Annotated in this window: 14 protein-coding genes; 7 read left to right on the top strand and 7 right to left on the bottom strand. The window is 64.9% G+C overall.

Annotated elements, in window-relative coordinates:
- The first annotated feature begins 28 nt into the window (after window positions 1-28).
- Together G6N43_RS21580 and G6N43_RS21575 are read left to right on the top strand one after the other, a co-directional pair.
- Complete coding sequence (locus G6N43_RS21580; RefSeq protein WP_083157396.1) at window positions 29-268, top strand: DUF1918 domain-containing protein; 240 nt, start codon at window positions 29-31, stop codon at window positions 266-268.
- Window positions 265-1122, top strand: coding sequence for a universal stress protein (locus tag G6N43_RS21575; protein ID WP_083157397.1), 858 nt, complete (start codon window positions 265-267; stop codon window positions 1120-1122). The genes G6N43_RS21580 and G6N43_RS21575 overlap by 4 nt, the downstream gene beginning before the upstream one ends.
- Window positions 1123-1124: 2 nt before the next feature.
- Here G6N43_RS21575 and G6N43_RS21570 read toward each other — a convergent pair whose 3' ends face one another.
- From G6N43_RS21570 to G6N43_RS21560, 3 genes are all read right to left on the bottom strand, one after another.
- Entirely contained in the window at window positions 1125-2015 is an 891-nt protein-coding gene (locus tag G6N43_RS21570; protein WP_083157398.1) for a universal stress protein, read from the bottom strand.
- Complete coding sequence (locus G6N43_RS21565; RefSeq protein WP_083157399.1) at window positions 2012-2899, bottom strand: universal stress protein; 888 nt, start codon at window positions 2897-2899, stop codon at window positions 2012-2014. The genes G6N43_RS21570 and G6N43_RS21565 overlap by 4 nt, the downstream gene beginning before the upstream one ends.
- Window positions 2900-3143: 244 nt before the next feature.
- Complete coding sequence (locus G6N43_RS21560) at window positions 3144-3935, bottom strand: universal stress protein (RefSeq protein ID WP_083157400.1); 792 nt, start codon at window positions 3933-3935, stop codon at window positions 3144-3146.
- A 248-nt stretch (window positions 3936-4183) separates the two neighbouring features.
- On the opposite strand from G6N43_RS21560, the gene sulP reads away from it, so the two are divergent.
- On the top strand, window positions 4184-5893 hold the full coding sequence (gene sulP, locus G6N43_RS21555) for a sulfate permease (protein ID WP_083157401.1): 1710 nt from the start codon (window positions 4184-4186) through the stop codon (window positions 5891-5893).
- Window positions 5894-5899: 6 nt separating this feature from the next.
- Here sulP and G6N43_RS21550 read toward each other — a convergent pair whose 3' ends face one another.
- Window positions 5900-6601 carry an IclR family transcriptional regulator gene (locus G6N43_RS21550; RefSeq protein ID WP_083157402.1) on the bottom strand — a complete coding sequence of 234 codons (702 nt, stop codon included), beginning with the start codon at window positions 6599-6601 and terminating at the stop codon, window positions 5900-5902.
- 38 nt (window positions 6602-6639) lie between these two features.
- Between G6N43_RS21550 and leuC the strand changes: the two genes are divergently transcribed.
- From leuC to G6N43_RS21535, 3 genes are all read left to right on the top strand, one after another.
- Window positions 6640-8070: a 3-isopropylmalate dehydratase large subunit gene (gene leuC, locus G6N43_RS21545; RefSeq protein WP_083157403.1), complete on the top strand. Its 1431-nt coding sequence runs from the start codon at window positions 6640-6642 to the stop codon at window positions 8068-8070.
- 26 nt (window positions 8071-8096) lie between these two features.
- The gene (gene leuD, locus G6N43_RS21540; protein WP_083157404.1) at window positions 8097-8690 is read left to right on the top strand and encodes a 3-isopropylmalate dehydratase small subunit; all 594 of its coding nucleotides are present in this window, start codon (window positions 8097-8099) and stop codon (window positions 8688-8690) included.
- A gap of 193 nt (window positions 8691-8883) precedes the next feature.
- Window positions 8884-9516 (top strand): HU family DNA-binding protein, encoded by a 633-nt coding sequence (locus G6N43_RS21535; RefSeq protein ID WP_083157405.1) that lies wholly within the window; start codon window positions 8884-8886, stop codon window positions 9514-9516.
- 60 nt (window positions 9517-9576) lie between these two features.
- Here the strand turns inward: G6N43_RS21535 and mutT1 are convergent, their stop codons facing one another.
- The 3 genes from mutT1 to cofC are packed head-to-tail and all read right to left on the bottom strand — an operon-like array spanning window position 9577 to window position 13470.
- Window positions 9577-10503, bottom strand: coding sequence for an 8-oxo-(d)GTP phosphatase MutT1 (gene mutT1, locus G6N43_RS21530; RefSeq protein WP_083157406.1), 927 nt, complete (start codon window positions 10501-10503; stop codon window positions 9577-9579).
- Window positions 10504-10554: 51 nt separating this feature from the next.
- The gene (locus G6N43_RS21525) at window positions 10555-12771 is read right to left on the bottom strand and encodes an RNA degradosome polyphosphate kinase (RefSeq protein WP_083157407.1); all 2217 of its coding nucleotides are present in this window, start codon (window positions 12769-12771) and stop codon (window positions 10555-10557) included.
- Between the two features lie 54 nt (window positions 12772-12825).
- Window positions 12826-13470, bottom strand: a complete 645-nt coding sequence (cofC, locus tag G6N43_RS21520) for a 2-phospho-L-lactate guanylyltransferase (protein ID WP_083157419.1) — start codon at window positions 13468-13470, stop codon at window positions 12826-12828.
- A 44-nt stretch (window positions 13471-13514) separates the two neighbouring features.
- On the opposite strand from cofC, the gene G6N43_RS21515 reads away from it, so the two are divergent.
- Window positions 13515-14513, top strand: a complete 999-nt coding sequence (locus tag G6N43_RS21515) for an NAD(P)H-dependent glycerol-3-phosphate dehydrogenase (RefSeq protein ID WP_083157408.1) — start codon at window positions 13515-13517, stop codon at window positions 14511-14513.
- Window positions 14514-14517: the final 4 nt, after the last annotated feature.

Raw genomic sequence — 14517 nt, 5'->3', positions numbered from 1 at the left:
TGCAGTGATCTGATGGAAGGAGGATGACATGAAAGCCGAAGTGGGCGACTGGCTGGTGACGAAGGGCCTCACCATCGACCATCCCGAGCGACGGGGATTGATCACCGAAGTGCATTCCGACGACGGCTCGCCACCCTATGTCGTCCGGTGGCTCGACAACGACCACACGGCGACGGTGTTCCCTGGGCCCGACGCGGTCATCGTCACGGCTGCCGAACAACAAGCTCTGGATGAACGCGCACAGCATCACGTCGAGTCCGCCACGTGAGTCCCGACGAGGTGGGCGTCGTTGTCGCCGTTGACGGTTCGCCTTCGGCCGAGGCTGCCCTCAAATGGGCCGCACAGGCTGCCCGCCTCAGGGACACCCGCTTGACCATCGTGCATGTCATTGCGCCGGTGGTCGGCACCTGGCTGGCGACACCCGTGCCGGCTGACGTGTTGAGTTGGCAGAACGACCTCGGTCAGCAGATCCTCGAAGAGGCTGTCTCGATGGCGACGGATGCCGCGGACGGGACACTGCATGTTTCGACCGAACTGCTTCGCGCCACGGCGACGCCGGCGCTGGTCGAGATGTCACAGCACGCCCAAATGGTGGTGGTGGGCAGTCGAGGTAGAGGACGGCTGGCACGTGCATTGCTTGGCTCGGTGAGCATGGGCCTCGTGCACCATGCGCGGTGTCCGGTGGCCGTCATCCGTGCGGAGACACCGAATCTCGACGGGCCGGTTCTGCTCGGCGCCGACCTGTCACCCTCAGCGGAGGCCGCGACGTCACTGGCCTTCGAAGAAGCATCGCGGCGTGGAGTCGAATTGGTGGCGCTGCACGCGTGGTGGGGTTCGGGGGCGTTCGAATTCGACCTCGACTGGGAGAATCTGCGCGTCGAGGTGGACCGACAGGTCGCAGAACAGCTGTCCGTCTGGCATGACCGCTATCCCGAAGTTGCGGTGCGCAGGGTGATCGTTCGCGATCAACCGGCCGTGCGTCTGGTCGACTATCCCGGACCGCCGCAGATGATCGTTGTCGGCAGCCATGGGCACGGAGCGATCGCAAGCACCCTACTGGGTTCGGTGAGCACTGCGGTTGTGCAGGCAGCGCAGACCCCGGTGATCGTCGCCCGCACGTAAAGTCAGTGACAAATGACCACCGGGGTTGTGCAGTGGTTCAAAAGATTTAGCCCGGTGGATCCCACCAGCGTAGCCGCCAGCAGGGTGCGCTTCCGGCTGCCGACGATGACGAGCTGCGACTCGGCCGCATGCCGCAGGAGAACCTTCGCGGGTCCATCCGGCTCGATGTAGTTCGTCACCTTGACGTTCGGATATCGAGCGGTCCACGGCTCGAGCGTGTTGAGTAGCTTCGCCCACTCGAGACTCTCCAGACCATCCCAATCGGTTAGCAGCGGCTCGGTGACCCACGCCGGCGGCCGGACCGACGGCCACGCGTGAACCGCTCTCAACTCGACGCCGAATCTGCTCGCCAACTCGAAAGCAGTTTCAAAAGCGACCGCACCGGTCCGTTCGCCGTCCACGCCGAGCACGATGGGCTTCGTTGTGGGCACGTCACTCTCACCGCGCCACACGACGACGGGACACGCCGAATGTGCCGTTACGGCAAGGGTTGTCGACCCGACCAACAGCGCGGCCGCCGGCGATATGGACCCGGCGCCGAGAACCACGAATCGTGCGGAGCGGCTGCGCGAGATCAGTAACGCGTCGGCCGGCTCATCGGACAGCAACGTGGTCACCTCGAGTCCGGGCGCCGCGGCTCGCACCTGTTCCTCTGTCGATTTGAGGAGCGCGGCTGCCTGCTCGTGGTGTTCGGCGAGCGCGGCAGCACGGATGGCCATGGCGGCATCGGTCACCAGGTGACCGGTTTCAGGTGCGCCGCTGACCAATTCGAGTGGGACCTCGAATTTCAGCGCTACCGCGGCCGCCCATATCGCCGCCGACATCGCGGCGTCGCTGCCGTCGACGCCGACGACGATGGGCTTGGGGGTGTCCGTCACTGGAGTGTCGGTCATTTCGAACCATGCCGGGCGCGGACGACGATCACGGGAGCCTTCGACGCCTGCGCCACCTTGGAACTGACCGAGCCGACCAGCATACCGGCGAGCCCGCCGCGACCGTGGCTGCCGAGGACCACGAGCTGAGCCTTTTCAGACTCCTCGATGAGCCAGCGTGCGGGTTGGTCGCAGACGATTCGGCGCTGGATGTGCACGTCGGGGTACTGCTCCTGCCATCCGGCGAGACGTTCGCCCAGCACCTCGTGTCCTTCTTCTTCGTATTTGTGCCAGTCCATCCCGAGTACTGGAAAGACGCCGACGTCGCTCCACGCGTGCAAGGCCACCAGATCGACGCCCCGTCGGGATGCCTCGTCGAACGCCAGGGCCGTCGCGTCCTCGGATGCGGGCGAGCCGTCGACGCCGAGAAGAACGGGTGCGGAGCTGTCGGCGGGAGCCTGGTCGGTGGGAATGATCACGATCGGGCCGTGCCCGTGGTGGAGCAGACCGCCGCTGACCGAGCCCAGAATCGTGCGGCTGATCGCGCCAAGCCCTCTACTGCCGGCCACCGTCATATACGCGTCGCGTGACGCTGTCGCCAGTGCGGACGGCGGGTCGACATGCATGACCTCGGTTCGTACATCCGGTGGTTGCGCCTCCCCGACGCTTGCCTGGACTGTCTTTTGTGCCTTGTCGAGAACCTCGCGGGCGAAATGCTCCTGCGCCTCGGCGAAGCTCGTTTCCAGATATGCCACCGGCCAGCTGACGACCACCGGAGGGATGGCGTGCAACAGGGTGACCGGTTGGTTGTGCAGGACGGCTTCGTGGGTGGCCCATCGGATCGCCGCCTCGGATTCCGGCGACCCATCGACTCCGACCAGGATCCCGTACTTGGGGGAGCTCATCGTGATTCCTCCTATTTCTTGGAAAAGCGGCCGTTGATATATGTGGTCAACACCGCCATCACGGCAATGACGACAGCAATCAAGACAGCGGCAGTGGGCCAATCCATGGTTAGCCTCCTTTTCGTCCGACGTTACGGCCGGCGGCACACGTCAGGCAGGGCCGTTGGTCCCTTGGCGCGGTGTCTGTCGTCCCCGATCGAACGGTAATCCGCGGCCGGCCGGCGGCGTGGCCGAACGGGGATGTCTAGTCGGCCTTCCTTTTTCGCGCGATGAGCACGGACGCTGCGGTCCGGTGGAATCTGGAATGCCCAGGCGGCCCGAGGATGCGCGCCAGTTCGTCAGCATCGATCGCGCCGACGACCACCAACTGAATCCACTCGTCGTGGGTCTTCAGGAATCGGCCGATATCGGCGCCATCCGCGACGGGATAGACGTGAACGTCGGGGTAGCGGCCCTTCCATTGTTCGACGATGACGTCCAATTCGGTTGTGCCGCCCAACATCAGCACGGGTGCCCGGCGCAGCTTCGCTTCCTCCATGGCTCGCTCGATCACCGACTCGTCACCCGGGTCGCCAGTGGCCGCGACCACGATCCAGTCGGGCGACTCGGGGTGCGCGTCGTCCTGCGGCCGGATGATCGCCACCGGGCAGTGTGCCTCGGTGGCGACGTAGGTGGCGGTCGAGCCGAGGACGTCGCGGGCGAAGCGGTTGATCCCGACCGATCCGACACACAGCATCTCGGCATCGAGTGCCTCTTCGACGAGGGAAACCCCGGGGACACCGGAAACGGTCGCGGTCTGGATCTCGACGGGTTGGCCGGTCGCCTCGATCGCTTTCTGTGCGTTGCGAAGCGCTTCCTCGGCACGCTGAATATCGTCGTAATAGTCCTCGGCAGAGGGGTGAGTCGCTTTGGTGACATACAGCAGGCGCAGCGGCGCAGAACGACTGACCGCTTCAGCGACAGCCCACTGTGCCGCGTGAATTGCCGTGTCAGACCCGTCGATACCCACCACCACCGGCGGGCGCGAGTTGTACATCACTGTGTACTCCTGGTACTCCCGAACTCCGCTCAACAGCGTTGACACGTCAACGGTATTCAGCCGGGCTGTCTTTCGGCCTGGGTCGTTGGTCCCTCGTCGATGGCCGAAGGTCACCAGAGTGCGTGGCGGGTGCCGCGTGACCGGCACAGATCGGTAGCGTCCACACGCATGACCAGTGATCTTGCGAGGCCGCCGGGTTCACCTAGCCTCGACTTCCTGCTCATGACACCGCCGTTCGGGAGACACTGATTTCCACTATGGGCAACCTGCGAAGCCTTAGCGGTTGGCTGCCGGGCGTCGCGCAGTTTCGGAACTACGAGCGCGCCTGGCTACGCGGCGATGTCCTCGCGGGGCTGACCGTCACGGCCTACCTCGTTCCGCAGGTGATGGCCTATGCCACCTTGGCCGGCCTGCCCGCTGTCGTCGGGTTGTGGGTCGCGGTGGTTGCGTTGGCGGTCTACGTACTCCTCGGCTCGTCGCGCAAGCTGTCGGTGGGGCCCGAATCGACCACCGCGTTGATGACGATTGCCGTTCTCGCCCCGCTCGCCCTCGGTGACGGCGAGCGATACGCCATGCTCGCGGCGCTGCTGGCGATTCTCGTCGGAGCCGTATCTTTCCTCGCGGCGCTGGCGCGGTTGGGGTTTCTGGCCAACATGTTGTCCAAACCCGTGCTCATCGGCTATATGACCGGCATCGCGCTGTTGATGATCGCGAGCCAACTCGGCAAGGTCACGGGTACCGCGGTGGAGGGTGCCAACTTCATCCAACTGATCCGGTCGTTCATCACCAACATCGACGAGTGCCATTGGCCGACGATCGTGCTCGCCGTGGGTGTGCTGCTGCTGTTGGAAGGGCTTGGGCGGTGGGTGCCGCGAGCGCCTGGGCCGTTGATCGCCGTGCTCGCGGCGGCGGCCGCGGTGGCGCTGCTGTCGTTGCAGGCCAAGGGAATCAGCGTGGTCGGCTCGATCCCGAGTGGCTGGCCGACGCTGGGGGCGCCCCGCGTGCATCCCAGTGACGCCGTTGCGCTGATTCTGCCTGCGGTCGGAATCGCGATCGTCGCCTTCTCCGACAATGTGTTGACCGCGCGTGCATTCGCTGCTCGCGAGGGCGAGGAGATCGACGCCAATGCCGAGCTGCGTGCGCTCGGGGTCGCCAACCTGGGTGTGGGTTTGACACACGGATTCCCGGTGAGTTCAAGCGGATCCCGCACCGCAGTCGGAGATACCGTAGGCAGCCGCACCCAGTTGTATTCGATCGTTGCGGTGGTGACCGTGCTGGCGGTGTTGTTGTGGGGACGAGGTGTGCTGGCCCACTTTCCGACAGCTGCGCTGGGGGCTCTGGTCGTCTACGCCGCCTGCCGGTTGATCGACGTCGGTGGGTACCGCCGGCTCGCGCGGTTTCGCCGCAGCGAGTTGCTCCTGGCGGTGGCAACCGCCGCGGCCGTCCTCGGTGTCGGTGTGCTGTACGGGGTGCTCGCAGCGGTAACGCTTTCCATCCTGGATCTGCTGCGCCGCGTCGCGCATGCCCATGACAGCGTTCTCGGCTTCGTCCCCGGCATCCCGGGGATGCACGACATCGAGGACTACCCGGAGGCCACCTCGATACCGGGACTCGTGATCTATCGGTATGACGCCCCGCTGTGCTTTGCGAACGCACAGGACTTCCGGCGCCGGGCGCTGGCGGCCGTGACCGAAAACGATGGACCCGTCGAGTGGTTCGTGCTGAACGCCGAGGCGAACGTCGAAGTCGATCTCACCGCGCTCGATGCGCTCGATGCGCTGCGCGAGGATCTCGCGCGCCGCGGCGTCGTCTTCGCGATGGCACGGGTCAAACAGGATCTGCGGCAGGCGCTCGACGCCGCGGGTCTGCTGGAAAAGATCGGCGAGGACCGGATCTTCATGACGCTGCCGACTGCGGTCGAAGCGTTTCGGGAGCGACGAGACGACCGCGACTGACGTCGTTCACAATCGGCGCGTAAGCGCCTCGGAAGCGGCCAACAGATCAGCAGCCCAACGCGCTCCCGGCCGTCGGCCCATTCGGTCGATGGGGCCGGACACCGACACCGCGGCAATCACCGTGCCGTGCGCATCGCGCACTGGTGCGGACACACTCGCCACGCCCGGTTCGCGTTCGGCGGCGCTCTGCGCCCAACCGCGTTTGCGTACCTCGGCCAGCGTCCGATCGGTGAACTTCGCCGCGGGCAGCACCGCCTGTTGGGTGGCGACGTCGGCGTAGGCAAGCAGCACCTTGGCCCCTGAGCCGGCCGTCATCGGAAGTCTCGTGCCGACCGGCACGGTATCGCGAAGCCCTGCAGGTGGTTCGAGCGCGGCGACACAGATGCGTGAGGTGCCTTCGCGGCGGTACAGCTGAACGCTTTCGCCGGTGATCTCGCGCAGGCGGGGCAGTACCACCGCGCCAGCGGCCAGCAGCGGGTCGTTGACCTGCGCCGCCAACTCGGTGAGCCCGGGTCCCAGCCGCCATCGGCCGTCTCCGTTGCGGGTCAGCAGCCGGTGCACCTCCAGGCCTGCGGCCAGCCGATGCGCGGTGGCCCGCGGCAGCCCGGTGCGTTCGCACAACTCGGCGAGTCCGCATGGTGACTCGGCGACGGCGTGCAGCACGCCCACCGCTTTGTCTAACACGCCGATGCCGCTATCCTGTCTCACAGGGAGATACTAGCTTCCCAGAATGTGAGAAAGTCAAGATGGTTACCGAAGAGAAGCCGCGCACGCTGGCAGAGAAAGTGTGGGACGACCATGTCGTCGCCTACGGTTCCGGCGAAGGTGCCGCGCGCGAGCCCGACCTCATCTACATCGACCTGCACCTCGTCCATGAGGTGACTAGCCCGCAGGCATTCGACGGGCTTCGACTCAACGGCCGCGCGGTGCGCAGGCCCGATCTGACCATCGCCACTGAGGACCACAACGTCCCGACGATCGACATCGACAAACCGATCGCCGACCCGGTGTCACGCACGCAGGTCGAAACGCTGCGTCGCAATTGCGAGGAGTTCGGCATCCGTCTGCACTCGATGGGTGATGCAGAACAGGGCATCGTTCACATCATCGGACCGCAGCTGGGGCTGACGCAGCCGGGCATGACGGTCGTGTGTGGCGACAGCCACACGTCGACGCACGGTGCGTTCGGCGCGCTCGCGATGGGCATCGGTACTTCCGAGGTCGAGCACGTTCTCGCGACGCAGACGCTGCCGCTGCGGCCGTTCAAGACGATGGCGGTCAACGTCGACGGCCGACTGCCCGCCGGTGTGAGCGCCAAGGACATCATCCTCGCGGTGATCGCGAAGATCGGCACCGGCGGGGGACAGGGATACGTCATCGAATACCGCGGCAGCGCCATCGAATCGCTGTCGATGGAAGGCCGCATGACGATCTGCAACATGAGCATCGAGGCGGGCGCACGGGCAGGCATGGTCGCGCCCGACGAGACAACCTTCGAGTTCCTGCGTGGTCGTCCGCACGCACCGAAAGGTGCCGATTGGGATGCGGCGGTGGCGGCGTGGCAGCAGCTGCGCACCGATGAGGGCGCCGAGTTCGACACCGAGGTGTACATCGACGCCTCGACCTTGAGCCCGTTCGTCACGTGGGGTACCAACCCCGGGCAGGGCGTCCCGCTCTCGGCGTCGGTGCCAGATCCCGAATTGATCGTCGACGAAGGCGAACGCCAGTCCGCCGAGAAAGCGTTGGCGTACATGGACCTTCGGCCCGGTACGGCGATGCGCGACATCGCCGTCGACACCGTTTTCGTGGGCTCGTGCACGAACGGTCGAATCGAGGACCTGCGGGTGGTCGCCGATGTGTTGAAAGGCCGCAAGGTCGCCGACGACGTGCGGATGCTCATTGTGCCCGGCTCGATGCGCGTGCGTGCACAGGCTGAATCGGAGGGTCTGGGCGAAATCTTCACCGCCGCCGGCGCTGAGTGGCGGCAGGCTGGTTGTTCGATGTGTCTTGGAATGAATCCAGATCAACTGTCCCCGGGACAGCGTTGCGCATCGACGTCGAACCGAAATTTCGAAGGTCGCCAAGGTAAGGGTGGCCGCACACATTTGGTGTCTCCAGCGGTCGCCGCCGCCACCGCTGTGCGCGGCACGTTGTCCTCACCCGCAGATCTGACTTAGTAAGACTTAGCAGCAAGGAATCTTCGATGGAACCATTCCGCACGCATACCGGTATCGGCGTTCCGCTTCGGCGCTCCAATGTCGACACCGACCAAATCATTCCCGCGGTCTATTTGAAGCGGGTAACCCGAACGGGTTTCGAGGACGGTTTGTTCGCCGCGTGGCGGACCGACCCCACGTTCGTGCTCAATGTCTCACCGTTCGACAAAGGCTCGGTGTTGGTCGCGGGCCCCGATTTCGGCACCGGTTCGTCGCGCGAGCACGCCGTCTGGGCACTGATGGACTTTGGATTCAGAGTCGTCATCTCGTCGCGCTTCGCCGATATTTTTCGGGGCAACGCGGGTAAGGCGGGCCTCTTGGCGGCGCAAGTCGCCCAAGATGATGTCGAACTGTTGTGGAAGCTCCTCGAGGAGCAGCCAGGCATGGAAATTACTGTGAATCTTCAAGATCGGAACGTGGTCGCCGGAACGGTCATGGTGCCGTTCAACATTGACGATTACACCGCCTGGCGACTTCTCGAAGGACTCGACGATATAGGCATTACGCTGCGGAAATGCGATGAAATCGAGGAGTACGAGGCGCGTCGTCCGAGCTGGAAACCACGCACGCTGACAACGTGACGAAACGGCTCTGTGAGCCGACGAATTCATTACTTAACCCGGTTATCCGGGCCCCCGGCAGGAGTCCAAGGGGGGCAAGAAAGTTCGCTAGTTTCTCTTGAAATTGCGCGTGGCTCTTGGAAATCAGTGGCCAATAGGTTTACCGTGTCCACTAGTCGGCCCAAAGTGGGCTACTGGTTTTCGGAGGTTTTGGATGAACAAAGCGGAGCTCATCGACGTACTCACGGAGAAATTGGGCTCGGATCGTCGGTCGGCAACCCTCGCGGTGGAGAATGTCGTAGACACCATCGTGCGTGCGGTTCACAAGGGTGACAGCGTCACAATTACCGGCTTCGGCGTTTTCGAACAGCGCCGTCGTGCCGCTCGTGTTGCGCGTAACCCGCGCACCGGCGAGACCGTGAAAGTCAAGCCAACGTCCGTACCGGCATTCCGGCCAGGTGCTCAGTTCAAAGCGGTTGTCTCTGGCGCACAGCGCCTCCCAGCGGAAGGACCAGCAGTGAAGCGTGGTGTGACTGCGGGCGGTGCCCGCAAGGCCGTGAAGAAGGCTGCGGCCAAGAAGGCGGCCAAGAAGGCTGTGAAGAGAGCAGCCGTCAAGAAGGCTGTGAAGAAGACCGCAGCCAAGAAGGCCGTGAAGCGCACCGCCGCTAAGAAGGCCGTGAAGAAGGCAGCAGCCAAGAAGACCGTGAAGAAGGCGGCAGCCAAGAAGACGGTCAAGAAGGCAGCAGCCAAGAAGACGGTCAAGCGTGCCGCGGCCAAGAAGGCGGTGAAGCGCTCGCCGGCCAAGAAGGCTGTGAAGCGCGCTCCGGCCAAGAAGGGCCGCCGGTAGGTTCAACAACGAACGCGCCGTGGGTCTCACGACCCACGGCGCGTTTGTCTGTCAAACGGCTTACTTCTTGACGGCGAGCGGACTTCCGATGTGGTCGGCGGCGATCACATGTCCGTCGAACATCGACAACACCCACGTGCTGCCCTTGCGATTGCGCGACTTGTCGGGACGAACACCGTCGCGCTCACACCACCATGAGATGAGATCCGGAATCACCTTGCCCTGCGTGCAGATCACCGGTGTGCCGTCGGACGCGGCGATCTCGAGGAAACGGTTGCGGGCCGCCTTGCGGTTGTCGGCGTAGGCTTCCTCGGTCAGCAGCGGTTCACACTCGATGGTGGCGCCGAGTTCCTCGGCCAACGGTTCGAGCGTCTGCCTGCAGCGTGTCCGGTCAGCGGCGTAGAGCGTATCGGCGCCGAACGCCAGCAGCACTCCGACGAGAGATTCGGCCTGCGCACGCCCGCGCTTGTCCAATGGACGGTGTCGGTCGTCACCTTTGTAGCGGGACTTACTACCCGCGGTGCCGTGCCTGACAATCAGCACCGTCTTCGTTTCGGCGGGCAGCTTCATGAAGCGGCGTAGCACCTTTCGGTCATGCGGATAACCGAGTGTCTTCACGGCTTGGGAGGCGGGCAGCCACTTGAGTTCGTCGACTTCGTCGTTCGGGGTGAACTCACCGCCGATGGCGCGCGCGGACCAATACCGCACCTTCTTGATGCCCTGGTCGATGGGGTAACTCACGGCGGCGAGGCGACGACCGAGATGCGCTGTGTAGCCGGTCTCCTCGGACACCTCGCGCACGGCGGTCACAGGTTCGGTTTCACCGGGGTCGACTTTGCCCTTCGGAAGTGACCAGTCGTCGTACCGGGGTCGATGGATGATCGCGACTTCGGGGATGGCGGGATCATCACCGGGACGCCACAGCACCGCACCCGCGGCAAGAACGGCCTTGCCCGTAGGAACGGCGTCGGGGATCTCCTTCGGCACGTCAACTCCTGCTGATCATTCGGGCCCCGGAGAGCTCACCGCCGACAGAACTCAAGGGTGCCGGCGCAGATCCATCAGCGACACCTGGTGGTCGCGCACCGTGTGACCCTCTTGCGGTGACGCCGTCCACTTACCGTCGCTGTCCAACTCCCAGCAGCGGGTGGAGGGATCAAGCGCGGAATCGAGGACGTCGTTCAATTGCGATGTCAGCCTCGGATCCTTGACCTGAGCCATCACCTCGACCCGTCGATCGAGATTACGGTGCATCATGTCGGCACTACCGATCCAGAATTCGTCGATGGCGCGGAAGTGGATAATTCGCGAGTGCTCGAGGAAGCGGCCCAGAATCGAGCGCACCGTGATGTTTTCGGAGTAGCCGGGCACGCCGGGTCGCAACGCACAGATACCGCGAACCACCACCTCGACCGGCACCCCCGCCTGCGACGCACGATAAAGCGAATCGATCACCTGCTCATCGACCAACGCATTCGCCTTCAGTCGGATGCGGGCGTCGGCACCTGATTGTTTGGCGGCGATCTCTTGTTCGATTCGCTCGATGATCCCCTTGCGCACACCATAGGGCGCGACCAACAGGTTGCGATACGACTCTTTGCGCGAGTATCCGGTCAGCGAGTTGAACAGATCGGTGAGGTCCGCACCGATGTCCGGTGCCGCCGTCAACAAGCCGACGTCCTCGTAGAGACGCGCGGTCTTGCTGTTGTAGTTGCCGGTTCCGATGTGGCAGTAGCGCCGAATCGTCGATCCTTCGCGCCGCACCACAAGACAGGTCTTGCAATGTGTCTTCAACCCGACCAGTCCGTAGACGACGTGCACACCCGCGCGTTCCAGCGCGCGCGCCCATTTGATGTTGGCCTGCTCGTCGAAGCGCGCCTTGATCTCCACCAGCGCGACAACCTGTTTGCCCGCTGCGGCGGCGTCGATCAGCGCGTTGACGATTGGCGAATCACCCGATGTGCGGTACAGCGTCTGCTTGATGGCCAACACGTTGGGATCCGCGGCGGCCTGCTCGATGAACCGTTGCACTGTCGTGGAAAACGAGTCGTACGGGTGGTGCACCAGCACGTCGCCGTCGCGCAGTGTCGAGAAGATGCTCTTGGGGGTCTCGCGCTCACCGAACGCAGGCGGTGTCGCGGGTACGAAAGGACGGTCCTTGAGCGCAGGGCGATCCTGATCGTAGATCTGCCACAGCGACGACAGATCGAGAAGGCCGGGCACCTCGATGACATCGCCGGTGTCCACGTCGAGTTCGCGCAAGAGCAACTCGAGCATGCTCTCGGTCATGTCGTCGGATACCTCGAGGCGAACCGGCGAACCGAAGCGCCGCCGCGCCAGTTCTCGCTCCAACGCCTGCAACAGATCTTCGTCACGGTCCTCTTCGACCTCGAAATCCGCGTTGCGGGTGATGCGGAACGCGTGATGCTCGACGATCTCGAGTCCCGGGAACAGCACCGGCAGGAAGGCGGCGATGAGTTCCTCCATCGGGAGGAACCGCACGATGTCGGAGGAACCTTCGCGACGCGCCAACTCCACGAAGCGGTCGACGTTGTCGGGCACCTTGATTCGCGCGAAGTGCTGTCCGCCATCCTCCGGCTGCCGCACCGTGACGGCAAGGTTCAGGCTCAGCCCGCTCACGAACGGGAAGGGGTGTGCCGGATCGACCGCCAGCGGCGTCAGCACCGGGAACACCTGCTCATGAAAGTACGTCGACAACCGTGCGCGCTCGTCCTCGTCGACGTCGGCCCACGTGACGATCACGATGCCCTCGTCGGCGAGCGCAGGCCGCACCGCATCGAGGAACACGTGCGCATGGCGGTTGGAGATCTGTTGCGTGCGCTCGTTGATCCGACGCAGCTGTTCACGCGGCGACAGGCCATCGGCCGAACGCACCGACAACCCCATCTCGTCGCGCCGTTTCAGGCCCGCCACCCGAACCATGTAGAACTCGTCGAGGTTGGACGCGAAGATCGCAAGGAACTTCGCCCGCTCCAGAAGCGGCAGCGACGGATCGGCTGCGAGTGCCAGCACACGTGCGTTGAAGTCAAGCCAGCTCAGCTCGCGGTTGAGGTAGCGATCCTCGGGCAGCGCGTTATCGACGGCCTGCAACGTCGCCGCGGGCGGCGCCTCAGGCGCTGAATCTCCTGACTGCGGTGCGCCGGGACGCACGGTCGAGTCCGACGTCGACGGCCGCGCAGCGCCGGCCGACGGCCCGGGGTCGGCGGCGAGGATCTCGGTATCGGCTTCCGTCATTCCTCAGATGATCCCCTATTAAGTAGTCGTGCTGCCAGCGCGATGAGGTAACTGTTATCTGCTACCCGCAATGGCCTGCGCGGTTGCCGAGCCGACCCCGAGCCGACGCGCCACCAGCAGGTCATCGGGGGTGTCGATATCGCAGCGCAGGCCGGGCCATGCTCCGGTCAACTCGATGGCACCCGAATGGCGATGGCGCTGAGCCGAATCTGCGCCGAATTGCGGGTCCAGCGGTGCGCCGAAGGCCATCAACGCCGAGGTACCCGTGCCGTGCCGGTCTCCGACGAAGCTGCGGGGGTAGGTTCGGGCCGCCGTAATGGCCTCGCCCAACTCCTGCGGTTGCAGCGCCGGTAGATCACCCTGCAGCACAACGACGTTCGACGTCTCCGCGCGAACTGTTTCCTCAGCGGCCGCGATGGCGTTGTTCAACGGGTTCCGATGGCCCTGCGGCGTCGGGTCGGCCAGCACGCGCGCGCCCAGCTGACGAGCGGCGTCGCCGGCGACATCGTCGGGCGTCACCACGGTGATCGACTGCACCGCCGGCACCGCCGACGCGGCAGTGACGGTGTCGATCAGCATGGCCAGCACGACGGCTTCGCGGGTCCGTGCCGAGAAGATCGGCGCGAGCCGGGTCTTGGCGGCGGTCAGACGTTTGACCGCGATCACCAGCCCGACATCGGCTTCGGATGACCCGCCCATGAGCGCCATCCTGCCAGCCGCCCGCACCGCGCTAGGGTGAAGGCGTGGTCGACGCGGCGGTGCTGGGCGCCGGAGCTTGGGGAACGGCACTGGCCAAAGTCCTGGCAGATGCAGGCAATGAGGTGAGATTGTGGGCGCGTCGCCCCGAACTGGCTGCGGAGATCAACGACACACATCGCAACCCCTCGTATCTCGGTGACGCCGAGTTGCCGGAGACCATCCGCGCGACCAGTGATCCGGCGGAGGCGCTGGCCGGCGCGTGCACGGTGCTGCTTGCCGTGCCCGCCCAGACGCTGCGGGCCAATCTCGAGCAGTGGGCACGGCTGATCGGCGACGACACCACGCTGGTGAGCGTTGCCAAGGGCATCGAACTCGGCACCTTGATGCGGATGAGCCAGGTGATCGTGCAAGTCACCGGCGCGGACCCGTCACGTGTCGCGGTGATCTCCGGACCGAACCTCGCCAGTGAGATCGCCGACGAACAGCCCGCTGCCACCGTCGTCGCCTGCAGTGACTCCGGGCGTGCGGTGGCGCTGCAGCGCGCGTTCTCGACCGGATACTTCCGGCCGTACACCAACGCCGATGTCATCGGCGCCGAAGTCGGCGGCGCGTGCAAGAACGTGATCGCGTTGGCGTCGGGGATGGCGGCCGGTGTGGGACTGGGTGAGAACACGGCGGCGGCCATCATCACCCGCGGTCTCGCCGAGATCATGCGACTCGGAATCGCGTTGGGCGCCAAACCGGCAACGTTGGCGGGCCTCACCGGTGTGGGCGACCTGATCGCGACATGCACGTCGCGGCATTCGCGTAATCGTGCGTTCGGCGAACGGCTCGGTAAGGGCGGCACCATGGAGTCGGCGTTGCGCGCGGCCGAAGGTCATGTCGCCGAGGGCGTCGCATCGTGTCAGTCCGTGCTGGCCCTGGCCGCCAGCTATGACGTCGAGATGCCGCTTACCGACGCCGTACACCGTGTCTGCCACAAGGGCGCATCGGTCTACGAGGCGGTCGCGCTGCTCCTCGGCCGCAGCACCAAACCGGAGTAACTCG

This window comes from Mycolicibacterium moriokaense (genome assembly GCF_010726085.1).
In the GTDB taxonomy this organism is placed as follows: Bacteria; Actinomycetota; Actinomycetes; order Mycobacteriales; family Mycobacteriaceae; genus Mycobacterium; species Mycobacterium moriokaense.
Note: the sequence above shows the minus strand (reverse complement) of the source record. Positions and strands in the feature narration are given on the sequence as shown.

What these genes read in the sequence shown, in the direction of transcription:
- G6N43_RS21580 (WP_083157396.1), top strand. Translation starts at nt 29, where the DNA reads ATGAAAGCCGAAGTGGGCGACTGGCTGGTGACGAAGGGCCTCACCATC.
- G6N43_RS21570 (WP_083157398.1), bottom strand. Translation starts at nt 2,015, where the DNA reads ATGACCGACACTCCAGTGACGGACACCCCCAAGCCCATCGTCGTCGGC.
- G6N43_RS21565 (WP_083157399.1), bottom strand. Translation starts at nt 2,899, where the DNA reads ATGAGCTCCCCCAAGTACGGGATCCTGGTCGGAGTCGATGGGTCGCCG.
- G6N43_RS21560 (WP_083157400.1), bottom strand. Translation starts at nt 3,935, where the DNA reads ATGTACAACTCGCGCCCGCCGGTGGTGGTGGGTATCGACGGGTCTGAC.
- leuC (WP_083157403.1), top strand. Translation starts at nt 6,640, where the DNA reads ATGGTTACCGAAGAGAAGCCGCGCACGCTGGCAGAGAAAGTGTGGGAC.
- leuD (WP_083157404.1), top strand. Translation starts at nt 8,097, where the DNA reads ATGGAACCATTCCGCACGCATACCGGTATCGGCGTTCCGCTTCGGCGC.
- G6N43_RS21535 (WP_083157405.1), top strand. Translation starts at nt 8,884, where the DNA reads ATGAACAAAGCGGAGCTCATCGACGTACTCACGGAGAAATTGGGCTCG.
- G6N43_RS21525 (WP_083157407.1), bottom strand. Translation starts at nt 12,771, where the DNA reads ATGACGGAAGCCGATACCGAGATCCTCGCCGCCGACCCCGGGCCGTCG.
- cofC (WP_083157419.1), bottom strand. Translation starts at nt 13,470, where the DNA reads ATGGGCGGGTCATCCGAAGCCGATGTCGGGCTGGTGATCGCGGTCAAA.